The organism is Cellvibrio sp. (genome assembly GCF_046347455.1).
GTDB lineage: Bacteria > Pseudomonadota > Gammaproteobacteria > Pseudomonadales > Cellvibrionaceae > Cellvibrio.
This window is the reverse complement of record NZ_JAXMGC010000007.1, coordinates 37,363-61,303: the sequence shown is the minus strand read 5'-3', so window position 1 is coordinate 61,303 and position 23,941 is coordinate 37,363. Positions and strand designations below refer to the sequence as shown.

Genomic DNA, 23,941 nt, shown 5'->3' with positions numbered 1-23,941 from the left:
AAAAAAAGCACGACTTTTTTAAACAGCATTGCAAGCGCTCACATTTTCCAATTTCTATGAAACGAAAAATTCCATTTTGCGCACCAGCTTGAATCATAAATGTGCACACCGAAATTTTTATGATTTTTATCGAACCAAAAATGCACAAACCGAATGTTTAAAAGTGCTTGGCACAGACTTTGAATAGATCACTTTGTACGAAATTTTTATTCGCGTTAATGCACACAACAGTAACCACTGACCAGACCTAACTTTTCAAGATTCTTCAGACTCGTTCGATTCAGTATTTTTCAGGAGCACGTTTATGAGCCTCAAGCTAGACAAGAATTCCACCAAACCATTTTCAAAAAAAATGAGCATGATCAGCAAAATTGTTAAAGCAACCATCGGCATCACCGCTGCATTTGCATTAATGAACGCCGCAGAAGCAGCCACCGGAAAACCTGAAAAAGAAAATTTGAAATTCGGTTTTATTAAATTAACCGATATGGCTCCACTGGCCGTTGCGTTAGAAAATGGTTACTTCGAAGACGAAGGCCTGAACGTTGAACTTGAAGCACAAGCCAACTGGAAAGTCGTGCTCGATCGTGTACTCACTGGCCAGCTAGATGGCTCACATATGTTAATGGGGCAACCCGTTGGAGCCGCTGCAGGTTTCGGCACTACTGGTGAGCTGGTATATGCCTATGCTCTCACTCAAAATGATTACGCTTGTACAGTCGGCAATGATGTCTGGAACTTGGTCAAAAAATCTGTACCCAAAGGTGCCGATGGAAAACCAATTCATCCCATCAGTGCATCTGTATTAAAACCGGTGATTGAAAGTTACAAAGCACAAGGTAAGCCGTTCAACATGGGAATGGTGTTCCCCGTATCAACTCACAACATGGGTTTACGCTATTGGTTAGCGGCGGGCGGAATTCATCCGGGCTTTTACGCACCACAGAAAGGTGACACCAGCGGACAAATCAACTCTGATGCAATGTTATCTGTTGTCCCTCCACCACAAATGCCTGCAACACTTGAGGCCGGGACTATTAATGGTTATTGCGTAGGCGAACCTTGGAACCAACAAGCTGTATTCCGTGGCATAGGCGTTCCAATGATCACAGTACATAACCAAATTGCCGACAAAATTTTCGGTGTAACTAAAGCCTGGGCAGAAAAAAATCCAAACACCCACGTTCACGTTGTTAAAGCATTAATTCGTGCTGGCAAATGGTTGGATGAAAAAGACAACGCAAACCGCAAAGCGGCAGCAAAAATGATTTCTAATCCTAACTATGTTGGTGCTGATGAAAAAGTTATTGCTAACTCAATGACCGGTATCTTCGAATACGAACGCGGCGATAAACGCGCTGAACCTGACTTCAACGTATTCTTCCGTTACAACGCCTCTTACCCATTCTATTCAGATGCTGTGTGGTACTTAACGCAAATGCGCCGTTGGGGACAAATTCCAGAAGCTAAACCAGACAACTGGTACGCAGATATGGCTAAGAAAATTGCAATGCCGGAAGTATACCAACAAGCCGCTAAAGATTTGATTGCAGAAGGCAAGATGACGGCAGCCGATTTCCAAGACTTTAGCAAAACCGATGGCTACCGCTCTCCAGACGCAACTGAATGGATGGACGGCATTAAATTCGACGGCCACAAACCAAACGACTACTTGAAGCAATTCAAAATTGGTTTGAAAGGCGACGAAAAACTGTAATAGCAATTCCGCAACAAGCCTCACTCCCGGCTTAACACCGGGAGTTACTGAGGCGGCTCAACAAAGCGCTGGAGAAATACCATGAGTGAAGCAACAACCAACCTCGCCACTGCACCTGCAAAAGCGCCCGTATCAAGCGCGAAAAAAGTAGGAAAGATAACGGCAGCCAAATGGCGTGACATTGTTTTGGGAACATTTATTCCTTGCGTAGGCTTGGTTATTTTTTTGCTTTTTTGGCAAGTAGGTTCACAAAGTATTAAAACATCTTTGGGCACATTTCCCGGCCCTAAACAAGTGTATGAACAAGCTGGCAACATGATCGTGGAATACAAGGAAGAAAAGGCGCGCGAAGCGGCGTTTTATGAACGTCAGGAAAAACGCAATCAAGAAGCACTTAAAGCCGACCCTAACGCTGAAATTAAAAAGCGTGAATACAATGGTCGACCCACATTTTTCGAAAAAATTAAGACCAGTTTAATCACCGTATTAAGTGGGTTTTTTCTTGCAACGCTTATTGCAATACCCGTTGGTATCGTCATTGGTTTGAGTCAATCGCTTTACCAAGCGTTTAACCCCATCATTCAAATTTTCAAACCCGTTTCTCCGCTCGCTTGGCTGCCACTTATTACGCTGGTTGTTAGCTCCGTGTATGTAAGTGATGCACCGATGTTTTCAAAATCTTTCATCATTTCATTACTAACTGTGAGCCTGTGCTCCATGTGGCCAACTATGATCAACACTGCAGTAGGTGTTGCGGGTGTAAGTAAAGATTTAGTGAATGTGAGCCGCGTATTGCGCTTGGATTGGTTTACTCACGTACGCAAAATTGTGTTGCCATCTTCAATTCCAATGATGTTCACCGGTTTACGTTTATCACTTGGTATTGCGTGGATGGTTTTGATTGCTGCTGAAATGTTGGCACAAAACCCAGGCCTTGGAAAATTTGTGTGGGATGAATTCCAAAACGGCTCTTCAGATTCTCTTAGCCGTATATGCGTTGCTGTGCTGACTATTGGTTTCATTGGTTTCGCCTTAGATCGCACGCTCTTGCTGATTCAAAGTTACGTCAATTGGGACAAATCTGCGGTTGTTCGTTAAGAAACTGTTTAGGCTCATTGAATTTTCCGCATCGCGGAACTGAGGAAGAAATCATGTCAGAATTACATTTGGAAATCTCAAAAGTAGGAATCGAATTCCCAACACCACGCGGACCGTTTTGCGCGCTACAAGATGTGAATTTAAAAATTAACAAAGGCGAATTCGTTTCCCTTATAGGCCACTCAGGTTGCGGTAAATCAACCGTGTTAAATATTGTTGCGGGCTTGTATCGCGCAACTACTGGCGGTGTCATGTTAAATGGCCGCGAAGTCAATGAACCCGGCCCAGAGCGCGCCGTGGTATTTCAAAACCACTCTTTGTTGCCTTGGTTAACCGCCTATCAAAACGTGGAGCTGGGTGTTAAGCGCGTCTTTAAAGGTAAAAAAACCAAAGCAGAAATGCGCGAATGGATCGAACATAATCTGGAGCTTGTGCACATGACTCACGCCATGCACAAACGTCCCGATGAAATTTCCGGCGGCATGAAGCAGCGCGTGGGTATTGCGCGTGCACTGGCTATGGAACCACAAGTTTTACTGATGGACGAACCCTTCGGTGCCTTAGATGCGTTAACGCGCGCGCACTTGCAAGATTCGCTCATGGAAATTCAAAACACATTAGGCAACACCGTTATCATGATTACCCATGATGTCGATGAAGCGGTTTTGCTGTCTGATCGCATCGTTATGATGACCAACGGACCAGCAGCCACTGTTGGTGAAATTCTGGATGTCAATTTGGCGCGCCCACGCAACCGGCTGGAACTTGCAGATGACCCTGAATACAACGGATACCGCACTGCGGTCTTACGCTTCCTTTACGAGAAACAAAAAAAAATTGAACCCATAGCAGCAAAACGCGCGGAAAAATCTGCCGAGAAGGATGGTAGCAAGCAAGTTGCTTAATGCTCCCTGCTTTCGTAAGCGCACAGGGTGAGCTTACGAAAGCACATACGTTCGATTCATAAACATCAAACTGATCTATCACCCGCCTTTTGCTGCGCGAGCTAGCGCACAGAAGCTTCCTTTTCAGCTGTTTAGCCTAAGGATAATAGTCGCTAATAGCTGGACGCAACAATGGCAATAACTCAAGGCATCGCAGCTTGTTTTAGGTTCAACAATCAAGCTGAACAAGCCGTAAAATTCTACACCGGAATATTTAAAAACTCGCGCATCCATAAAGTTGTTTTCAATGGTGCTTCTGCTGAGCAGCAAGGAAACAACCGGAATGCTGTAGCAATAATGTTTGAGTTAAACGGGCAAATATTTATTGCGGAGAATACCGGTGTTGATTCGCCTTTTACTGATGCCACTTATCTTCAGGTTATGTGCCACGACCAAGAGGAGCTGGATTATTTTTGGGAAAGTTTGTCCGGTGGGGAAAGCGAACGTCAGGAATACGGTGGAAAATTGAAAGACCAGTTCGGGGTTGCCTGGCAGATTATTCCCGACAGCCTGATCAATATGATTGCAGACGAGAATTCAGACACATCGCAGCGCGTTCTGGAAGCCATGCGAGGAATGAAAAAAATTAATATTAACGAGTTAAAACGAGCTTACCTTGGCAAAAACCTACATTAAGGACCTTATTGCGCGTACATACTATCCAGCCCCTGCTCATGCAGGTAGCCATGTATTTCTTCCTTGTCCTTTTGGTTTGCAATTTCATACCAAATAGGCTTTTCTTCTGGAAGGCCTGTTACATATGCCATATATCCTGTCGCTGAAAAACCGGACTTGAAGTAAGGATTAGAAATCGGATCAGTAAATACCTTTTCTGGCGAAATAATTTTAAACCCCAACTTATTTAACTCATCAATTACGCCAATAATGCAATAGGCCGCCAAATCGTTTTCGTGCAACAACAAAACCTGACGGGGACTAAAACCCAACATCATCTGTGCCCGGGCGTCGTAGCGAGTAACCGCTTTTACCACCATGCTCACATAAGCTTTTTCAATCGCACGTATATCAACCGAGCGACCACTCAGTACGCGCGCTTGATAAAGCTGGTTCATATAGTCGTCGTGAACACGTGTTGTCACGTAGGTAGGCAAATAATTATGCTCGGCTAAAAATTGTTGTAATTGCGCTAAGACTGCAGGATCGCTGTTGCCATAAAGATAGGGAAAATGAACGTGTTTGCGGTAATTTTCGTAAGGTTCAAGAATACCGTTTGCGCGCATTATATCTATGGGGTAGCCAAAGCTTTTTTGGCGAATAACCATGGACGGGTGGTGCCCGGCATTAACCAGCAGCTGGCCCGTTTCGTTGTAAAACGCCAGCCGTTCAACTGTGTTGTTGGTGACGGTTTTTGTTTTAATCAGAAACATAGCCTGATTTACATCGGCACGTGCCATATTTCTGATTAACATTTTGCTACGTGCCGTTCCATCAAGGCTGGTTGCGCGACCGAGTGTATCGGTAAATGCCAGAACAATTTCCTGCGCACTCACTGCCAAGGAAAGCATCAGCATAAACATCAACGAGCTGATTTGAATAATTTTACTCATATGATTTATCCTTGCACGCCTCGGTTTACCTACATCCCGATTTACCTATAAACGGAACACCCGTATTTAATGCAACACGCCAATCTGTGTCGCGATCAATCCACCGTTTTTTTCACGTAATAATCATGCAATATATACCAGGATTTTTTCTTAATCCCTTTATCGGAAATCAACCCCTTGCGGTTCCAGAAATCTTGAACAACGGGCAGGGGGCGACGAGGTGAGCGGAAATCTTTTAGGATCCACGGTGACATACCGCGCAAAAAAGTCATGTGGTCAATCATGGCAAGATTATTAATATAAACATCTGCTTGATATTCTTCCGTCCAGCGTTGGGCTTTATCACCGTGTAAACCTTGCAATGCATCAGCTCCAAATTCGCTCATAATCACCGGTTTTCTGTAACGCGAAATCCATTTTAAATTCGCACAACTTGCCGGCGTAGCCGCGTACCAACCGCAATAACTGTTCACTCCAATAACATCTACGACAGATGACAATGGGTCATCAATCGACTTAAGGCCATTTTCTTCGCTTTGCGTATCAAGGGCCGCAGTGATCAAACGGGTCGGGTCAAGCTCGCGCGCTTTTTGTGCCAAATTACTGATAAATTTTAAGCGCGCAGGGGAATTCGGTGTTTCGTTGGCCATGGACCACATAATGATAGACGCACGATTTTTATCGCGAGCAATCATTTCTTCAAGCTGGCTTTCTGCTTTGTTGTAAACCGTCGGATTATTAAACAACACCGTCCAATAAACAGGAATTTCTGACCACACCATTAAACCCATCTGATCTGCCATACGCACCATAGCTTCATTGTGTGGATAGTGCGCCAAGCGAACAAAGTTACAACCGAGTTCTTTCGCCCAGGTCAAAAGGATGCGGGCATCTTCATCACTCCACGCACGCCCTGGATGCAATGGCGATTCTTCATGAATGCTAATACCGCGCAGGAAAACAGATTTACCATTCAGCAGAATATTTTCACCCTGAACCTGAATATTTCTAAAACCAATTTTGTCATGCACAACATCTTGCATGTAACTCAAATCAACAGAATAGAGCTTGGGAGATTCGGGGCTCCATAAAATCGGCTTGGCGGCAATTTCAAATTTCCCCTCACCATTTTTATTCACAGGTATTTTTTGGGTGATATTAAGTTCGGGAATACGTAATTCTACTTTTTGCGAATCTGCATTTTCTTTAGGTAAATTTTCTACCTTCACCCAGCCCTCTAAAACACCCTCTTCGGTTTTACTTAACTGAACGAAATAATCGTGAATATGTGCCTTAGGGTACTGCAGCACCTTAACTGAACGAGTGATACCGCCGTAATTCCACCAGTCCGTGTTAACGGTGGGTATCTGATCGCGCTCACGATGATTGTCAACCTTAACAACCAGAGAGTTCACTCCGGATTTTACTTGATCGGTAATATCAGGTTGAAATGGTGTGAAGCCGCCTTCGTGGGTATCAATTTTTTTCCCGTTTAAGTAAATAGTGGCGTGGTAGTTCACTGCGCCAAAATAAAGCGCGTAAGTTTGATCTGATTTTTTTCCAATATCAAAATCACGGTGGTACCAAATTGTTCCCTCATACAGAAACAATTTTTCATCTTGAGTATTCCAATCACCGGGAACATTTAATTTGGGTGAGCGCGCAAAATCGTATTCAACCAAATCACTTGGGTTGGCTGGCTTGGCATTTTTGAAATAACCTTTGTCAGACTCTTCGTAGCGATGATTGTAAAAACCATTTTCGTAGGGATCGATAATTGTGTCCCAGCGCCCATCCAAAATGATTGCACCACGGGAATCGGGGTTTTGGATAGCAATATCAGCAAGAGCCTTGGTGAAAGTACCGCATGCCCCTATTACCAAAGCAGCGAGCGTTAAATAGCGCATGTTTGTCACCTTTAATAATTTTTCTAATTCCAAGAAACCTGTCTACTACAACCGCAACTTACTGATTGAGCGCTAAGCTTACAGGTTTCGCACAAAGAAAGACCCTGCAGTAAAAAAAGTACAGAAGCCAATCATACGCTATTTGTTGCGAGAAGCTTGTAAGACCCAAGTCTTAACCTGAGTAGGGGGCATCAAATTTTATAAATTATTTCCGAATTATGGCAAAAAAAAACCGCACGGATTGTGCGGTTTTCTGTGCTCAGCATACAAAAAGACCTAACCCGTATTGCGCATACCTGCCGCAATACCCGCCATAGTTACCTTGAGCGCGCGCTCAAGATCAGGGCTAATGGTTTCACTGCTGCGGTAACGCTTCAACAATTCCGCTTGCAAGTAGTTGAGTGGATCAACGTAAGGTTTGCGCACTTCTAAAGATTGACGGAGCAAAGGCTCATCCTTCAACAAGATGTCTTGCTTCTTCAGTTCGTTGATGAGCAACTCAAGCGCTTTCAAATCATCGCGCAATTGCTTGCCAAGACCGTGGTATTCCGCGGGCACCAATTGTTCTTCGTAATAGGTACAGATTGGACCATCCGCTTTGCCAATAACCATTTCCAACAAATCGAGGAAGCTTGAGAAGAATGGCCAGTTGGTCACCATATCCGCCAAAGTTTTGGGTTCATGCTGAAGCGCATATTCCAAGGCTTGGCGCGCCCCCAACCATGCGGGCAAGTTCAAGCGAACTTGCGTCCAGGCGAATACCCACGGAATTGCACGAAGGCTTTCTACACCGCCGGTTGATTTACGTTTAGCAGGACGACTGCCGAGCGCCAACAAGCTGAGCTCCTGCTCGGGTGTCAAACTGCGGAAATAAGGAACGAAGTGCTCATGGCCACGCACAACGCTACGGTAAGCTTCCAAACTGGATGCACCCATGCGCTCGATCAGATCACGCCATTCAGGCGCTGGCGCTGCGTGCGGAGAAATGGTTGCGCGCAATGTTGCTACAACGTAGGAAGACAAGCTGCTAAAGGCAACGCGCGGCAAACCGAACTTGTAGCGAATCATCTCGCCTTGCTCAGTTACACGGATGCGGCCGTGAATAGATCCGGGCGGTTGTGACGCCATGGCTTTCTCAACCGGGCCGCCGCCACGGCCAACGGTACCGCCACGACCATGGAACAATACGAGTGATACACCGTATTTGTCGGCCAAGGCTACCAGCTTCTCTTGCGCCTTATATTGCGCCCAAGTTGCAGAGAACTTACCAGCATCTTTTGCAGAGTCGGAATAACCGATCATTACGGTTTGGTCTTTGGCACTGTATTTTTGATACCAATCGAGGCTCCATAGGCGATCCATAACAATCGGCGCGCGATCGAGGTCATCTAAGGTTTCAAATAGTGGAACAATCGGCATATCCCAAGTCATGCCGCACTCTTTTAAAAGAAGCGCCACGGCGAGCACATCAGACGGCTGTTGCGCCATAGAAATAATGTAGTGCGAAAGGATTTCACGCGGCTCGCTCGCAATCACGCGGCAAGTCGCCAAAACTTCTGCTGTGTCATCGCTCATTGGCCATTGCGCTGGCAACAAGGGGCGCTTGCTGCTTAATTGCTCAAGCAGGAATGACTGGCGTTGCTCTTCAGACCATTTGGCGTATTCACCCAATTCCAAATAGGCAACCAATTCATCAATTGCTTTTACATGGCGCTCGCCGTCTTGGCGAATATCCAATGGAACCAAATTAATGCCAAAGCAATGAATGCGGCGGATGGTATCCATCAGTGGGCCGTTGGCGATGTGAGGTAAGCCAACGTCATTCAAAGATCTGTAACAAACCATCAAAGGCTCGAGCAAATCCTCACGGCTAACAATTAAGTCTTCGGGTGTTTCAACAATGCGGCCTTGCAAGCGAGCTTCCGCCCACTCGAGCGTAGCTTGAATGCGCTTGCGCAGTGTGAACATCGCATCGCGATAAGGTGTGGTGCTTGGGTAGAGCGCGCGCAACTCCTCGCTCGCCTCGCTCATACTCAAATCGCCACCGAGGCTGTAAACATCGCGCGAATACAATTCCGCAGCCATCCAACGGCCAAGCAGTAATACTTCGCGGGTGATTTTGTGGGTTACGTTAGGGTTACCGTCGCGGTCACCGCCCATCCACGAGAAGAAGGTGAATGGCTGTACATCCAAAGGCAGCGGCTGGCCAAGGTGACGTCTGCTCAAGCGGTCAAGGTGACGAATAAAGTCGGGTACAGCTTCCCACAAGCTGTTTTCAATAACAGCAAAGCCCCATTTGGCTTCATCCACTGCAGTAGGGCGAGTAGTACGAATTTCATCGGTAGCCCAAATTTCCTCCACCAAACGGTGCAAGCGGCCACGCAATTTGTCTTGTTCGAACGTTAAGAGGCTGCCGTTTTGGCGATCCGCCAAGGTATCTACGATTTGGTCGTATTTGCGAATCAAGGTACGACGAGTGACTTCTGTCGGGTGCGCAGTCAGCACCAACTCAATGCGCAGTTCGCTGATTTTTTTGGCCAGTTCTTCTTTGCCGTATTTGCCTGCAAATTCTTGCAACATGGCTTCCAGCACGTCGTCGCGCTCGGATTCAGCACTGGAGAAATATTCCTGGTCTGCAATATTGGCCAAGTTGAGGAATTGGTTAAAGGCACGCACAATCGGAAGAATGTCCGCATCATCCAACTCGCCCAGCAGCTTAACGAGTGGCGCCGAGTCGCCACTTTCAGCGCGTGTAATAGCCTTACCAAGCTTGCGAATCCCCTCAACCTTAGCAAACAATTCTTCGCCTTCATGGGCGTGAATCGTCTCACCCAAGAGCTCCCCTAGCAGGCGTACGTTCTCGCGCAGGGTTTCAGGCAGCTTTAACATCGGACGTTCTCCAAAAAAACAGGGGCCAAAAATAGAACCAAAATAGGCCAAACAGCGGGGCCAACTCGATCAAGGGAATGAAATCAAGCATCAAAATAGGGCGGCATTCTACGTCATCAGCCCTCAATTGGGTAGAAAATACCCCCGCGCGCCATCGTAAAGTGGCGTAAATCAGCCTCAAACGGCAACGCGCGTCGCTTATTACCCAGTTGAACCAGCAGTAATTGTGCCAATGCCTGTTTAGAGTGCATTCGAATAGAGCGAAACGGAGACAGCGGCTTATCCACAAAACCTGTGAATAAGTCTGTGAATGACGTTGGAGTAAATGGTGTTGAGCCAACGCAGATGAGGTTTGCTCAGAGGCGTTTAATTTCTGTGCGGGAAAATTACTGGGCAAAGCGCTAAGCTAGCCACCTCAATAAGCTACGATTTTTGAACATGCATTTAACCGGGCGCCCAGCAAATACTCTTATTGTCTTCGACTTTGAAACCACCGGCTTATCGCCAGACTTGGGCGACCGTTGTATTGAAATTGGTGCAGTGCTGATAGAAGACGGACGCATTAAAGAACGTTTTCAACACGTGATGAACCCGGGTATTCGCATCCCTTTGTTTATTGAAAACCTCACGGGCATTACCAACCAGATGGTTAAAGATGCACGCAAAAGCGGCGAAGTCATGCAGGAGTTTTTCGAATTCATTCAAGGCCACAACTTGGTTGCACATAATGCTGCGTTTGATGAGCGCTTTTTGCGCGCAGAATTTAAGCGCATCAAGTGCCGCTTTGATGGTGGTGTTGCCTGTAGCTTGCTGGCTTCTCGCCGTTTGTTTCAGCAAGCCCCTAATCATCAGTTGGCTACCTTGGCGGATTATAAAAACTTACCGAGCCAAGGCATTTATCACCGAGCATTAGCAGATGCAGAAGTCACCGCGTACCTTTGGCTCAGCCTGCTGGACGAACTTCAAACACGCCATCAGCTGTCAACGCCTTCTTTCGCGTTTATGGCACAGCTGTGTAAAACACCCAAGCATCAATTGCATAAGTTATTGGCCGCAGTTCAACACGCTTAACACACGCTGAGGCTGTCACTGTTTCCCTTATGGCCACGTCTTCACTTATGATAGCGCCAGCCCCAACCACCTCGGGAAGCTCCCATGATCAACAACAAAATCACCTACCCTGAAATTGCGTCCTACATTTTGGTCGCTCTGGGTTTATGGGTGATCCTGACTTACGGATTACTCGTGGCACTTTTTGCCGGTCTTCTGGTGCACTCGCTGGTGCTGTTTTTATCACCCAGCTTGGATGTCGGCATTGGCAAAGGGCGTGCGCGTATAGTCTCCGTTAGCGTGATCGGCACTTTTATCATCACTTCGCTGACACTCGCCATTTGGGGAGCCATCACATTTTTCCAAAGCGAAGCAGGAAGCGCACACGCGCTGTTACAAAAGATGGCCGATATCGTTGAAGCCTCTCGTTCGCAATGCCCAGAGTGGATTTGCAGCCACTTGCCCGACAATACCGAAGAACTGCGCGAATTTATTGCGAATTGGATGCGCGAACATTCGCAGTACGCTCAATCAATCAGTACGCACGCAGGCCATACCACCGTTCGTATTTTGCTGGGCATGATTATCGGCGCGATGATTTCACTGCACACCATTAATCACCTACCGAGCGCTCCGCTTGCCGCCGCACTTTTGGATCGCTTAAAAACGCTTAGTCGCGCGTTTAAGAAAGTTGTATTTGCTCAGGTGCGTATATCTGCGGTGAATACCTTTTTTACCGGGCTCTATATATTGGTGGTATTGCCACTTTTCGACATTCATCTACCCATGGCGAAAAGCCTTGTGGTGATTACTTTTGTGGCGGGATTATTACCGATTGTTGGCAACCTAATTTCCAACACCATTTTGGTCATTGTCGCCCTCCCCTTCGGCGTTCCCGTCGCACTCAGTTCGTTGGTATTCCTGATTGTGTTACACAAATTTGAATACTTTCTCAACGCCAAAATCATTGGCACTCAAATTCAGGCGAAAGCGTGGGAGTTGCTAATTGCGATGTTGGTAATGGAAGCCGTATTCGGTATTGCGGGCGTTGTGGCTGCGCCGATTTTCTATGCTTACATGAAGCAAGAATTAATCAATCGGCATTTAATTTAACGAATCCAAAAGTAGGAAAAAGCGCACACTGATTGCGCGCTTTTTATTTGCATTAGCGCAAAGCGATCAACATATTGCCAGCACTGTTAACCTGCAGCACGAGCTGCAAATTATTGTTGATGGTTTCCTTTTCCTCACCATTCAAAATCAGCGTAGTTTTGATCGGGTAAACACCTTGAGGCAAACCTTCAGGTAAGGTGAAGGTGAACTCGTTGGTGTAGCGGCCACCGCGCTTGGTGTCATCATTCACATCCTTAGTAAGCGATTTCAATTCCTTGGTGTTGTCTTCGTTATCAAAAATCGCCAAGCGCTCTTGAATGAGTGTTTCTTTTTGCTCGCGTCCTGGCACAACGACGATGTCAGATTGAATCACCACTTTTTTACCGGGCTGAACAACGCTGCCGGGCAAGGTGCTAGTTGTATAGGTTGCCGCTTGCGGCTTGTCGGGCAGCGCATCGTGATTGTTTTTGTAGTCGGTAATTACGCGCTCTTCGTCAGAGACTTTCTTGGCGCGCTGCTCAATAATCATGTCTGCAATGTATTTTACCGCTACAGCAACTGCCGCAATTTTAGCGGCCGCCAATAGATGCTCGCGGTTCTTACAACCTTGGTCGTTCTTTTTACACTTGTAAGATTTGTCGAAAGCGCGGCCTATATCTTTCAAATCCAAACCCATGCTTTGATTGGCGAGGAATAAACTGGCGAATAGAAAAACGCATATTTTTTTCATGAAACTGAATCTCAATTATTTAATAGTAAAGCCGGTTTCTTTTATTTTTCGCTGAATATCTTGCGCGCGCGTTTTAATGGCTATGGCTTCGGCATTATTCGGAGTCACATCCAAAGCCGCTTCTGCTTTTGCAATGGCGCAGGTGTAATTTTTTTGTTTCTCAAGACATTCTCTGGCCTGCGACAAAATCTTATTCACCTTTTCTTGCGCATCACGAATTTGCTTATCGGCTACAGCGGCGGTTTGCTTTACTTCCATAGCAGCGCCGTTGGCTGCATCCAATTGCAAAGCAGCATCAGCTTGTTTAATAGCGCATTCATATTTCTTTTGCGATAAACAACTTTGCGCTGCCTGCACTAGCTCAATCACTTTTTGTTGTTGTGCTTGCGCCATCAGCTTACCTTGTTGCTCGGAGTTGCGTAATTTGGATTGCATCGCAATAACAAGTGGATGCGAGGAACTAATCTCTTCAGCACGTTTAACAAACATGGTTGCACACGCGAGATCTTTATTAGCCAAACAAGCTTCCGCTTGCTGGATATTTTCTGCAACACTTTGATTCCTATCCAAATCATTGGCTGCAGTTAACATTTGCTGCGCACGTTGATTGTTTGCATCCAACGCCAATACATCTTTCGCTTTAACTTGAGCACAGGCGTCGTCTTGCGCCGCAAGACATGCATCACCTTCATTTAGCAGGCGTGTAATTTGTTGCGCCTGTTCGAACTTTTGCTGCGCAAGCTGCGATGACTTCACAAGTTGTTTTGCTAACTTGTTGGTTTCATCCAAATTAGAGACCAACAAACTGCGCTCAAGCGCGCAGGCAAAATCGCTCTGCGCAAAACAGGTTTGCGCCTGTTCTAAATTTTCGTCAATGGTGTGCTGTAGCTGAACTTGTGCGCGATATTGCTGATAACCGAGCCAACTCGCACCACCAAAAGCAATCACCGCCAAAACCATCGAAACCACAAACGCAGTCGAGATGCGGCGCGGAAACATCTCATCCATAAACGCGGTGACACTCGCGGTGCGCTGAGCTTTTTCCAACGCGAGCGCGTGTGATAAGGCTTTCCATTCACGATGATTCAAACTTGCAATGGGCTTGGGCTTTAAACCAAGCTGCTTGGCTTCCAACGCTGAGTGATTTTGGTAAGGGTGCTGACCACTAAAAATTTCGTACACCACACAGGCCAACGCATAAACGTCGTCAGTGAACGTAAGTGGCTCATCGCGCACCATTTCTATGGTGGCATAAGCTGGTGTTAATGCACCGAGCTGACCCGCATCAAATTTATGTTTCTGAGTTTCTTTTGAAGCGGCACGAGCGATACCAAAATCCAACACCTTGGCAGTGCCGTCGTCACACACAAAGACGTTACCGGGTTTAAAATCTGCGTGAATGATTTGCCGCTGATGTGCGTAACTCAGCGCAGAACAAAGATCGCGCACAATACCCAGCGCTTTCTGTTTGGGAATGCCAGAACCGCGACTGGTTTTGAGCAAGCGATCCAGCGGCTCACCTTCCAGCAATTCCATCGTCATAAAAAGCGTATCGCCGTCACGATCAAAGTCATGCACGGTAACTATATTGGGGTGCGCCAGCGTGTGGGATTTGGCCGTTTCTTGTTGGAGAGTTACGAAGGCATCGGGGTGATCTTTAAAGGCCGGATTCAATACCTTGGTTGCAATAAAAGGATTCGGATCTTCCGCCTCAACTTTACGCAAATCTTTGGTTTTATAGACCGTACCCATGCCACCTTGACCGAGTACATCGCCCAACAAAAAGCGCTTCTTAAGTAGACTGCCACTACTGCTCCCAGCGTGAGCACCACGAGCTATGGCCTGTGCTTCGGCAAAGCCAGAGGAATGATTAGTTGTGCGGCCGAACTGAGTGTATTGGGTAGCGTTTATTGAGGATGCAGTAGCGACGGAAGCTTCTCGAGTAGGCATCTCACGAGCAGATACTCGCGTTTCGTCATTGTCACTTACCCCGGTCGCTCCTTGCGAAATTTGGGTAATGTCATTGCTATCTGCCACGCGTCAACTCCTGAATCACCAAACAGCCACATCGAAAATATGGCGACGTTTAAATAAGCAGAATCTTAACATTCGCCTTGGTGAAATGGGCATAACCAAACAGCTGATTTCGCGATTAGCGGAACCAGCGCAAATTTTGAAGGTTTACTGCGCTTCGTGCTGAGGCTTTGATGACTCTGCCGCAGCAGAACTTTGCCCCGAAGAATCACAACTGGACTTTTCGTCGGTGGACGTCTTTTTCGCATCTAGACAAGCACCAGCGGAAGAAGATTCTGCTACACGATCATTCTTAATATTGCTTTTTGTTTTTATTTTTTGATCGCCGAATGCGAGATGCGAAACGATAAAAATGACAACCAACAAGCCCACTCGCCAAGGACTGAGATGCATACCGAAACTCCCTGATTTAATTATTAGAAACGGCCTCAGAAGACTGATCGAATTTTGCACGGCGCATTCTCCATCGTCAAAATTTTTTCCATCAACAGACGAAAATGGGAAGTAAATTCCCAACCAACCCAATCCTCAAGGCTAAACAGCGTACAGACGCGGCTCATTAAGGCTTGAATACTGCAACCTGACTTTCACCAAGATCGAGGATCAGCCTATGCAACGCTCAGCAAATGCAGTTTGGACGGGAAACCTTAAACAAGGAAAAGGCACTATTTCCACCCAAAGCGGTGCTCTCACCAATGCCCAGTACGGGTTTAATACGCGCTTTGAAGATGGAGCCGGTACCAATCCGGGGGAACTTATAGCCGCGGCTCATGCAGGTTGTTTTAGCATGGCTTTATCTCTGGCGCTCACAGAGGCAGGCTTGACCGTAGATACCATCAAGACGACAGCAAAAATCACTCTCGAAAAGCAGGAATCGGGTTTTACGATTACGGCTTCTTACCTGGAGCTCACCGCCAAAGTACCCGGCGCCCAAGAATCCCAATTTTTGGAAATAGCCAACAAAGCCAAAGAGGGATGCCCTGTTTCCAAGCTTCTAAAAGCAGAGATCAGCCTGGATGCTAAGTTAGAGGCGTAGAAACGCGCGTTTAACCAAGATCCACTGGGATTGAGCAATGCAGGGTGATCTCAGCCGACATTTACTTAATCAGTCGCTTTTTCGGGTTGACAGCCCGTCGAAAAACGGGATAATGTCGCGTCCTTGAATTCAGACCCTGAAGGGGTCGAATCGCAGTATTCCAGATTCATTTTTAAGCTTTATATCCAGTTTTTTATATAGGAGCACCACGGTGGCAAACTCACCCCAAGCCAAAAAACGCGCGCGTCAAAACGAAAAAGCTCGCAAGCATAACGGCAGCATGCGCTCAATGGGGCGTACCTACCTGAAGAAAGTAATCAGTGCAATTGAAGCTGGCGATAAAGCCGCTGCTACCGCTGCTTACACTGCTGCTGTTTCTGTTATTGACCGCATTGCTGACAAAGGCCTTATTCACAAGAATAAAGCTGCTCGTCACAAGAGCCGTTTGAACGCAAAAATCAAAGCATTGGCTTAATTGTGCATTGCTTTAGCTGGTTTACCAGCACCCAAAACCGGCTTTAGCCGGTTTTTTTTCGCCCGCAATTCGCACCCGCAAGTGGACTTGTTGGCAAAGCTGTCACCCAAGCAAGCAAAGAGCAAAAAATCATCTATACACTGTCACAAAAAGAGATTACATTCGCCGTACAATTTTGGCCGCATTCACTTTTAACGGCTACCAATAACAAAAGAGTGCACATACTAAGAACGGAGAATCCCCATGCTGCCACGTGAACACTATCTAAAGCAGGCGTTTATAGATTCCGTACACTTTCCAAACGGTTTTGAAAAAGGCGGCTTGTCAGACATTCAGGCACGACTGGTACGCAAAAACGGCACACTGATTAACGCGTTAGTTGCCGACGAAGTTTCCGATCCTACCCCTGAAGATCTGCACATCCTTAAAGTTATCGCCAACCAAAGCTCACCTAAAAATCCGGTTGAACAAGCCTGGGTCAAATATCTCAGCATTGTAAAAAGCATGGCGGGAACCACAACCAAAAGCAAAGGCAAATCCAAAGCGGCGGCCAAACCAACTCCCGAAGAGCCCGCTCCTGAACCTGCCAAACCTGTTGTAGCAAAAGAAGAAAAACCGGTTAAACCGGCAGAAAAAGCTCCAGCAGCAAAAGCCCCAACCAAATCCGTGAAAGCAACTCCTGAGCCCACACCCGCGGAGCCAAAACCTAAACCGGCCGCTAAAAAAGCTGAACCCGTAATCGCCAAGGCTGCGACCAAGGTGAGCACCAAAGCTACCGAGTCAGCGAAAAGCGTTGAACCCGCGAAAAAAGCCGCAGCCCCAAAAAAAGCGGTCGCGCCAGCCAAGGCAGAAACTAAAAAGCCAGAGCCCAAAAAACCTGCCCCGGTAAAAGCAGAACCCAAAAAAGCAGAACTAAAGAAAGCAGCCCCAAAGAAGGCAGAGGTTAAAAAAGCAGAACCCAAAAAAGCGGCGCCTAAGAAAGCTGAAGCAGTAAAGGCGACTCCTGCTCCGAAGAAAGCGGAAGTTAAAAAAGCGGCCCCTAAAAAAGCAGAAGCTCCTAAAGCTGCAGCCAAAAAAGTCGAACCTAAAAAAGCCGAACCTGTAAAAGCAGCCCCCAAAAAGGCAGACGTTAAAAAAGCACCCGCTAAAAAAGCGGAGCCAATAGCCGCTGCTAAAAAACCAGCAGCCAAAAAGCCCGGCAAAAAATAGTTCGAACAAAAAGCATGACCCATAAAAAAGGCGCCTTATCTTCAGATAGGCGCCTTTTTTATTTATGGACCTCTTGTGGAACCAATTAGTGAGGCAATAACACCTCAACCTGATAAGTTTTGCCGGAAACAATATTATCAATGTGTGGGCGCGCCAAGGCCGCGCCATCAAGGCTCACCTGAACAGATTTAACATCTGCACGCCTGATCTCAACATTGAAAGTCGCGCCGCGGAACTCGCGCACCACCTTAGCGTGCGACCATTCTTTGGGAAGCTGCGGATTAACCGCCAGACCTTCCGCATCACCTTGCAAACCAAACAAGCCATCCACCAAACAACGATAAACCCAAGACACAGTTCCGGTATTGAACAGCTGACTTGAACGACCAGCTGTACGCGGATATTGATGATAGGCACCGCGATAATAGTTGGGGATAAACACCGGCAGCTGGCCGCGCTGTAAATAATCTTGTTCGCTTGGGCCAGGAATCATTTGACGAAGCAGTTTGTAGGCACGATTTCCTTCAGCAACTGTGTACAAACTGTAAATGTAGAAAATCGCCGCGTGATTGTAGACCGAACCATTTTCCGCTGAGCCAGGATGCTTTTGCGTTACGCGACCTACATCGTCGCGCATGGCGGTGTAAGCCGGTGCGAACATGGTGACACCATAAGGTGTTTCTAATTGCTCTTCTACGGCCGTTAGCATTTTTGTGCGCTGCTCATCGCTGGCAGCTCCGCCTAAAATCGCCCAGCTTTGCGGATTTAAATAGATGCGGCCTTCGGGGTCTTTGCTGATGCCGAACACAACGTCGTCATCGGTAATACCGCGCGCAAACCAATCGCCGTCCCACAAATATTTATTAACGGCTGCGTTAACGTCTTGAGCGCCTGCTTGATATTTTTTCGCTGCTTCACTTTGCGATTCGTGAGCGCAAATGTCTGCCCATAAATTTAATGCGTAAGCTGTAGCAACCGACAGCCAGCCCGATACGCCTTTGCCTTTGTAACCCACCATATTCATAGGGTCACACCAGTCGCCTTGGGCGATGAAACTTAAACCGCGATAATCGCGCGCGCTCAACAACCAATCCATTGCACGACTGATGCGTTCAAACACGCTAAAGGATTCGCCACACTCTGCGCTTTTTACTTGCTCGCTCAAAATCGAATAGTCGTTGGTTTCATCCAAATAGGCTTTCAAACAAACCGGCAACCAAACGCAGTGATCTGTGTGCGGAATTTGATTGATGTATTTAAGTTCCGCCCCTTCCGCCAATAAAATGCCATCCGGCATTGCACCACTCGCTTCTTGCTGACTGAGCGCATGTAGGAATGCTGCGCGCGTCACTTGAGGCTTGATGTAACTCATGCCCATATTGTCTTGCAAATAGTTGCGAGTTTGCGGATCTGTTGTTAAACGATTTACATCGCCATGATAAAAGACCTGCCGCGGCAACCAATGGTTAACGAAATTATTCAACTCAGCATCTGGCGTTTCTATGTGCAAACAACCACGACCCGAGTTAACGTAAGCGCTGTATTCCGCTTGCGCTTTTTCAAAACCATTTTCTCTCAGATACTTTGAGCGAATCTGAGTAATTTCTTGATCATCAAACGCGGGGCCGAATACAAAACGAAAATCGCGAGCTTCGCCAACCTTAAAATTCAAACGATACTGCAACACAGCGGCTGGTGTTTCGTAGCGTGCGTCGCCATTTGTCAGCAATTCATTTTGTAAAGCAGAAGGATTATGCAAACCACCTTCGCCTTCAAAGGTTTCTTGTTTGGCTTCCCACGCAGTGGGTTGCTGATCATGCAAAAAGAAGGTTTTGTCTTTGAAGTTTTTATTTTTGAAATAATCTGCCACTTTTTGATAAGGCGTTACGCAGCTAGCAACTACGCCACCCAAATCTGCGCGGTATTCAGCAGACTGATTCATCCACGACATAAAACCAATCGGGAAGTATGGATACACGCTGACTTTGCGAGCCTTCTCAGAAATATTCGTGACACGCAAGCTCCATAATTCCACCACATCATTCACTGGCAAGCTGACGCTCAGCTCAATACGAATACCGAGATGCTCGATAATCCACGCCAAATCACTCTTACCTACGGAGAAATTAAATGTATCCAAAGAAGCGCGCACAGGTTCGTAAGGCGCAGAGAAAATTTCACCGGTTTCCTCATCTTTCACATAAAAAAAGCGACCCGGATGATGCGCGTAATAAGGCTGCTCCGGCTGCATAAAGGTTTTAGCTTCGAGATTGGGAGCATAGGCATACTTTGCTGGCTCAGGTTGCATAAACTGTGCAACCGCATAACCGCGACAGGTCATTTGCATCATCATTTTCTGATTCCACAAAAAACCTGCAGCGCGAGGCATGGCTGTCGGGCTGGTTAATTCAAAACGTTCGCCGTTATGCGTTGGTTGCAACATGATATCTACCTGGTTCTATCTTGTTAAAGTTAAAAAAAGCGCTGCATAAGGCAGCGCTGAAATAAAACTATACCTGCGTTTTTCTTGCCAATAAATCTGATTGGATTTTTTCCATGGCAGCTCTATCTAATTTATAAAACACCAACGCAATCATCGACAAAAATGCGAACGCAGCGGGAATTACAGACATCAAGAAAACAATTCCACCTAAAGATTCAGCGGTTTGCACTTGGTTAGCTTGATACCCCAATGCAGTAAAGACAGCTGTAATAACTACTGTTGCCAATACGGACCCCAATTTTTGCGAAAAAACACCCGCTGCAAATGTCATTGCAGTCGCACGCCTACCTTTTTTCCATTCGTTGTAATCTGCAGTATCTGCCAACATTGAAAATGTTAACGGCGGTTTAACACCTAATGCGAAACCTATAAGAATTTGCAGTATCACCATATAAGTAATTCCATCAGGTGGCACAAAATAAAACGCAAGCGAACATAACCCAGTCCCAAGCATCAATAAAAGCAGCAAGGTTTTCTTCTCAAAAACGCGCAATAGAAAGGGGGCAGAAAACGCTCCAACCACAGCAGCCACCATAAACATTGGGAGAAAGTGCGCCGTAAAATCTGGCTTGCCCACATAATATTTGAAGTAATAAATAGCCGTACTTACACGCAAGGTGAGCAAAATCATAACCATCAAATTCAAAAAGAAGACTGCTATCCAGGGCACATTAGACATCAGGTCCTTAATGTCATCCATAATGCGTGGCTGGGTATTTGCTACAGCAGTCACGCGCTCGCGAGTATTGAAAAAGGTGAAGGCAAATAAAATAACGGCCAAAACACCCCAAAATGCCATAGTCAACTGCCATCCTAAAATATCATTACCGCCACCTAATATTTTCACTAGCTTTTGCGTACCCCAGGTAACCAACGCGCCGCCAAGATAACCACCAACAAAACGTGCGCTATTTATAATATCGCGTTCATTAGGATTCGCAGTGATCACTCCAGACAAAGCGGAATAAGGAATACTAACCAAGGTGTAACAGGTCATCATTAATAGATAAGTAGCAAATGCCCAAATAGCTTTACCCTGACCGCCAAGATTTGGAGTGGTATAAAGCATCACAGCAGCAAAACAAAGAGGCACAGAACCCCAGATTAAAAACGGACGATATTTTCCAAAACGGGTTTGAGTTCTATCGGCAATCGCCCCTAATCCAGCATCGGTGAATGCATTGATTACCTTAACGATAGTCATCATAGAGCCAGCGACAGCGGCAGAGATACCGAATACATCCGTGTAGAAAAATAACAAGAAGGCAGAAATATTTACCCAGAAAAAATTGAACCCTGTATCACCCAAACCATAACAAATTCGCTCGCGCCAACTGAGTTTGGCTAAACGATCTTCGCTTGCAGTTGTATTCACTTGGTTATTCTCCGTTATGGTTATTGTGTTGTCGGATTGCACAGTAAAAATGCAAAACACTTGTTAAGGTTTGCTATCAGCGATTCGTAGAAGATTGACGCTTTTTGATTTGATATCCCATATCAACAACTTTTGGCTCATCGAGCTTTCCATTTAAACGATCAATAATCATCTCCGCTGCCTTCACGCCCATTTCGTAACGATTTACTTGTACGCTGGTGAGCGATGGATTTACAAAGCGCGAGGCTTCGATGTCGTTGAAGCCGCAAATCGCCAGATCTTTTGGCACGTTGATATTCATGCGCTGGCTTTCAAATAATGCACCGAGCGCCAAGTCATCGTTTACGCAGAAAACCGCGTCAACTGCACCTTCAGTGAGAGCAACCAAACTTTTAAATAATTCACATCCAACTGATATGGATGAGGGCTCTGGCGTGGTGACGATAAAGTTCTTCCAAGATTTGTCGGCGTCTTCCAATGCTTTTTTGAAACCTAACATACGTTGTTGCGCACGCGGGTCCATACGCGCGGCAATAAAACCAATGCGCTCGTAACCCTCTTCCAACAAGTGAGTCACAACGTCATAACCGGCTTGCCAGTGAGAGAAGCCGATGTTCATGTCGAGCGGCTCTTCTAACAACTCCATGATTTGCACTACGGGCACGCGAGACTTTTGCAGCAGGTTGTGACAGGTGCGCGTTTGATCTCCGCCCGTGATGATCAACCCTTCTGGCGACTGGCTCAGCAGCGTGCGGATCATTTTTTCTTCTTCGAGCGGCGAATAATGCGTATCCACCAACAGCACCTTGTAGCCAGCGGTGCCCATTACGTCGTAAACGCCGCGCAATACATCGGTAAACACCACGTTTGATAGTGACGGAATAGAAACCCCGATTACTTTTGACTTGGATGACGCAAGCGAGCTGGCATGTTGATTGGGAATGTAACCCAACATGTCGATGGCTTTTTGCACCTGCTGGCGCAAAGCTTCAGATACTTTTTCAGGCTGGTTGATAACACGAGAAACGGTGATTGCACTCACTCCCGCAGCGACAGCAACGTCGATAAGCGTGAGCTTTTTTTCAGAACCTGGTTTAGCGACTTTCATTGCTTTTCTAACTCCGCTAGATAGGTCACGCCGGAGGTCGGCATGGTTAATTTTTGTTTGGTGAGCGCACCTTAACACAAGATAGATGATTGCGCTATCATTTAACCAGTGTTATCATACTGACAATAATATGACCAATTGGCTGGCCTTAATGACCTCTCAACCTACTGTTTCCAATCCCGAATCAAGCACTAACCTCATTATAGTTATGGGTGTCTCCGGCAGCGGAAAGTCCACGCTGGCAAAGGCTTTGGGCGATATTTACGGCTATGAATTTTTAGATGCGGACGATTTTCACAGCGCTGAATCGCGCGCACTCATGGCCAAAGCCATTCCTCTGACTGATGAACACAGAAAGCCCTGGGTTGCTGCAATCAAACAGCGTTTACAAAGCAATGATGCGCAAAATATTCACACGGTTTTGGCCTTCTCTGGCCTCAAGAAAAAGCACCGCGACGAATTGAGAACGGCTGGTTTACGCACACTGGTTCTCTATCTTGACGGCTCAAAGGAAACCATTGGCGACCGTATGGTTCATCGCACCAATCACTACATGCCCGTCGCCCTGCTGGATAGTCAATTCGCCAGCATGGAAGACCCCACAGCTGAGCCGGATGTTCACTTGCTGGATGTTCGCCCGCCGGTTCATCAAGTCGTGCAGCAAGCTTGTGGTTTAGTAGATAAGTATTTAAACACTTCCACTAAAGCTTAACCGCGCATCAAATCTCCCGAGGGCTTGATTCTCTTATTGGCAAGCCCGTCACTTATCGCCACAATAAGCCCATTCTGCCAATCCACCATCTGCTTGTTTTCTCTTTCGATTGGCACCTACGAAAGGAGCTATTCATGTTGCAAAGATTCAGCCTCGTCGTTCTTATTTCTGTTAGCGCAGCTCTCGTTTTTTCTTGCGCCGCAAAACCTGAAATGCGCAGCAGCTGCGCGAGTGAAAGCGATGCAGCTTGGAAAGAATTATCCCTAGCAAAAGCAAAAGGTTTTGGTGGAACTGTTAGCTATGCAAAAGCGTTAAGCTTGCTTACCGCAGCGCGCACCATGCAAGTGGCCGAAAATTTTGATGCTTGCTACAACAACGCTAAAGATGCTCGCGAATACATCGCAAACTCCTACAAAGGCCAATAACCTAAATTTTTAACGCGCACCTCAATAAGTGCGCTCTCCATTTCATTG

20 protein-coding genes are annotated in these 23,941 nt (G+C 46.5%); 11 read left to right on the top strand and 9 right to left on the bottom strand.

Annotated features, from left to right (window positions below):
• Nucleotides 1-352: 352 nt before the first annotated feature.
• From U1F02_RS13230 to U1F02_RS13215, 4 genes are all read left to right on the top strand, one after another.
• Nucleotides 353-1,717: a CmpA/NrtA family ABC transporter substrate-binding protein gene (locus tag U1F02_RS13230; RefSeq protein WP_409991045.1), complete on the top strand. Its 1,365-nt coding sequence runs from the start codon at nt 353-355 to the stop codon at nt 1,715-1,717.
• Between the two features lie 81 nt (nt 1,718-1,798).
• Nucleotides 1,799-2,815, top strand: coding sequence for an ABC transporter permease (locus U1F02_RS13225; RefSeq protein ID WP_409990879.1), 1,017 nt, complete (start codon nt 1,799-1,801; stop codon nt 2,813-2,815).
• A gap of 53 nt (nt 2,816-2,868) precedes the next feature.
• Nucleotides 2,869-3,720: an ABC transporter ATP-binding protein gene (locus U1F02_RS13220; protein ID WP_409990878.1), complete on the top strand. Its 852-nt coding sequence runs from the start codon at nt 2,869-2,871 to the stop codon at nt 3,718-3,720.
• Nucleotides 3,721-3,891: 171 nt separating this feature from the next.
• Nucleotides 3,892-4,395, top strand: a complete 504-nt coding sequence (locus tag U1F02_RS13215; protein ID WP_409990877.1) for a VOC family protein — start codon at nt 3,892-3,894, stop codon at nt 4,393-4,395.
• 5 nt (nt 4,396-4,400) lie between these two features.
• Here U1F02_RS13215 and U1F02_RS13210 read toward each other — a convergent pair whose 3' ends face one another.
• The 3 genes from U1F02_RS13210 to ppc all read right to left on the bottom strand — a co-directional run bounded on the left by U1F02_RS13210 (nt 4,401) and on the right by ppc (nt 10,123).
• Nucleotides 4,401-5,327: a hypothetical protein gene (locus tag U1F02_RS13210; protein WP_409990876.1), complete on the bottom strand. Its 927-nt coding sequence runs from the start codon at nt 5,325-5,327 to the stop codon at nt 4,401-4,403.
• A gap of 95 nt (nt 5,328-5,422) precedes the next feature.
• Nucleotides 5,423-7,234: a glycoside hydrolase family 2 protein gene (locus U1F02_RS13205; RefSeq protein WP_409990875.1), complete on the bottom strand. Its 1,812-nt coding sequence runs from the start codon at nt 7,232-7,234 to the stop codon at nt 5,423-5,425.
• Nucleotides 7,235-7,510: 276 nt separating this feature from the next.
• Nucleotides 7,511-10,123: a phosphoenolpyruvate carboxylase gene (ppc, locus tag U1F02_RS13200; protein ID WP_409990874.1), complete on the bottom strand. Its 2,613-nt coding sequence runs from the start codon at nt 10,121-10,123 to the stop codon at nt 7,511-7,513.
• Nucleotides 10,124-10,561: 438 nt separating this feature from the next.
• Here ppc and U1F02_RS13195 point away from each other — a divergent pair, with 438 nt between their 5' ends.
• A complete protein-coding gene (locus U1F02_RS13195; RefSeq protein ID WP_409990873.1) occupies nt 10,562-11,194 on the top strand; it encodes a PolC-type DNA polymerase III in 633 nt (210 codons plus the stop codon).
• A gap of 84 nt (nt 11,195-11,278) precedes the next feature.
• Nucleotides 11,279-12,286 (top strand): AI-2E family transporter, encoded by a 1,008-nt coding sequence (locus tag U1F02_RS13190; protein WP_409990872.1) that lies wholly within the window; start codon nt 11,279-11,281, stop codon nt 12,284-12,286.
• Between the two features lie 52 nt (nt 12,287-12,338).
• Here the strand turns inward: U1F02_RS13190 and U1F02_RS13185 are convergent, their stop codons facing one another.
• From U1F02_RS13185 to U1F02_RS13175, 3 genes are all read right to left on the bottom strand, one after another.
• Entirely contained in the window at nt 12,339-13,016 is a 678-nt protein-coding gene (locus U1F02_RS13185; RefSeq protein ID WP_409990871.1) for a hypothetical protein, read from the bottom strand.
• Between the two features lie 15 nt (nt 13,017-13,031).
• Entirely contained in the window at nt 13,032-15,053 is a 2,022-nt protein-coding gene (locus tag U1F02_RS13180; RefSeq protein WP_409990870.1) for a protein kinase domain-containing protein, read from the bottom strand.
• A gap of 144 nt (nt 15,054-15,197) precedes the next feature.
• Nucleotides 15,198-15,443 (bottom strand): hypothetical protein, encoded by a 246-nt coding sequence (locus U1F02_RS13175; protein ID WP_409990869.1) that lies wholly within the window; start codon nt 15,441-15,443, stop codon nt 15,198-15,200.
• A gap of 217 nt (nt 15,444-15,660) precedes the next feature.
• On the opposite strand from U1F02_RS13175, the gene U1F02_RS13170 reads away from it, so the two are divergent.
• The 3 genes from U1F02_RS13170 (at nt 15,661) to maoP (ending at nt 17,770) form a co-directional block, all read left to right on the top strand.
• The gene (locus U1F02_RS13170; RefSeq protein WP_409990868.1) at nt 15,661-16,086 is read left to right on the top strand and encodes an OsmC family protein; all 426 of its coding nucleotides are present in this window, start codon (nt 15,661-15,663) and stop codon (nt 16,084-16,086) included.
• 211 nt (nt 16,087-16,297) lie between these two features.
• Nucleotides 16,298-16,561 (top strand): 30S ribosomal protein S20, encoded by a 264-nt coding sequence (gene rpsT / locus U1F02_RS13165; RefSeq protein ID WP_189415196.1) that lies wholly within the window; start codon nt 16,298-16,300, stop codon nt 16,559-16,561.
• Nucleotides 16,562-16,804: 243 nt separating this feature from the next.
• Nucleotides 16,805-17,770, top strand: coding sequence for a DUF413 domain-containing protein (gene maoP, locus U1F02_RS13160; protein WP_409990867.1), 966 nt, complete (start codon nt 16,805-16,807; stop codon nt 17,768-17,770).
• An 85-nt stretch (nt 17,771-17,855) separates the two neighbouring features.
• Here maoP and U1F02_RS13155 read toward each other — a convergent pair whose 3' ends face one another.
• From U1F02_RS13155 to U1F02_RS13145, 3 genes are all read right to left on the bottom strand, one after another.
• The gene (locus U1F02_RS13155) at nt 17,856-20,213 is read right to left on the bottom strand and encodes a GH36-type glycosyl hydrolase domain-containing protein (protein WP_409990866.1); all 2,358 of its coding nucleotides are present in this window, start codon (nt 20,211-20,213) and stop codon (nt 17,856-17,858) included.
• 67 nt (nt 20,214-20,280) lie between these two features.
• Entirely contained in the window at nt 20,281-21,648 is a 1,368-nt protein-coding gene (locus U1F02_RS13150; protein ID WP_409990865.1) for an MFS transporter, read from the bottom strand.
• Between the two features lie 76 nt (nt 21,649-21,724).
• Entirely contained in the window at nt 21,725-22,756 is a 1,032-nt protein-coding gene (locus U1F02_RS13145; protein ID WP_409990864.1) for a LacI family DNA-binding transcriptional regulator, read from the bottom strand.
• A 130-nt stretch (nt 22,757-22,886) separates the two neighbouring features.
• On the opposite strand from U1F02_RS13145, the gene U1F02_RS13140 reads away from it, so the two are divergent.
• Nucleotides 22,887-23,468 (top strand): gluconokinase, encoded by a 582-nt coding sequence (locus U1F02_RS13140; RefSeq protein ID WP_409990863.1) that lies wholly within the window; start codon nt 22,887-22,889, stop codon nt 23,466-23,468.
• Between the two features lie 134 nt (nt 23,469-23,602).
• Nucleotides 23,603-23,893 carry a hypothetical protein gene (locus U1F02_RS13135; protein ID WP_409990862.1) on the top strand — a complete coding sequence of 97 codons (291 nt, stop codon included), beginning with the start codon at nt 23,603-23,605 and terminating at the stop codon, nt 23,891-23,893.
• The last annotated feature ends 48 nt before the right edge of the window (nt 23,894-23,941 follow it).

What these genes read in the sequence shown, in the direction of transcription:
- U1F02_RS13205 (WP_409990875.1), bottom strand. Translation starts at nt 7,234, where the DNA reads ATGCGCTATTTAACGCTCGCTGCTTTGGTAATAGGGGCATGCGGTACT.
- U1F02_RS13155 (WP_409990866.1), bottom strand. Translation starts at nt 20,213, where the DNA reads ATGTTGCAACCAACGCATAACGGCGAACGTTTTGAATTAACCAGCCCG.
- U1F02_RS13175 (WP_409990869.1), bottom strand. Translation starts at nt 15,443, where the DNA reads ATGCATCTCAGTCCTTGGCGAGTGGGCTTGTTGGTTGTCATTTTTATC.
- U1F02_RS13230 (WP_409991045.1), top strand. Translation starts at nt 353, where the DNA reads ATGAGCATGATCAGCAAAATTGTTAAAGCAACCATCGGCATCACCGCT.
- U1F02_RS13220 (WP_409990878.1), top strand. Translation starts at nt 2,869, where the DNA reads ATGTCAGAATTACATTTGGAAATCTCAAAAGTAGGAATCGAATTCCCA.
- U1F02_RS13135 (WP_409990862.1), top strand. Translation starts at nt 23,603, where the DNA reads ATGTTGCAAAGATTCAGCCTCGTCGTTCTTATTTCTGTTAGCGCAGCT.
- U1F02_RS13190 (WP_409990872.1), top strand. Translation starts at nt 11,279, where the DNA reads ATGATCAACAACAAAATCACCTACCCTGAAATTGCGTCCTACATTTTG.
- U1F02_RS13195 (WP_409990873.1), top strand. Translation starts at nt 10,562, where the DNA reads ATGCATTTAACCGGGCGCCCAGCAAATACTCTTATTGTCTTCGACTTT.
- maoP (WP_409990867.1), top strand. Translation starts at nt 16,805, where the DNA reads ATGCTGCCACGTGAACACTATCTAAAGCAGGCGTTTATAGATTCCGTA.
- U1F02_RS13225 (WP_409990879.1), top strand. Translation starts at nt 1,799, where the DNA reads ATGAGTGAAGCAACAACCAACCTCGCCACTGCACCTGCAAAAGCGCCC.
- U1F02_RS13215 (WP_409990877.1), top strand. Translation starts at nt 3,892, where the DNA reads ATGGCAATAACTCAAGGCATCGCAGCTTGTTTTAGGTTCAACAATCAA.
- U1F02_RS13185 (WP_409990871.1), bottom strand. Translation starts at nt 13,016, where the DNA reads ATGAAAAAAATATGCGTTTTTCTATTCGCCAGTTTATTCCTCGCCAAT.
- ppc (WP_409990874.1), bottom strand. Translation starts at nt 10,123, where the DNA reads ATGTTAAAGCTGCCTGAAACCCTGCGCGAGAACGTACGCCTGCTAGGG.
- U1F02_RS13170 (WP_409990868.1), top strand. Translation starts at nt 15,661, where the DNA reads ATGCAACGCTCAGCAAATGCAGTTTGGACGGGAAACCTTAAACAAGGA.
- U1F02_RS13210 (WP_409990876.1), bottom strand. Translation starts at nt 5,327, where the DNA reads ATGAGTAAAATTATTCAAATCAGCTCGTTGATGTTTATGCTGATGCTT.
- U1F02_RS13140 (WP_409990863.1), top strand. Translation starts at nt 22,887, where the DNA reads ATGACCAATTGGCTGGCCTTAATGACCTCTCAACCTACTGTTTCCAAT.
- U1F02_RS13145 (WP_409990864.1), bottom strand. Translation starts at nt 22,756, where the DNA reads ATGAAAGTCGCTAAACCAGGTTCTGAAAAAAAGCTCACGCTTATCGAC.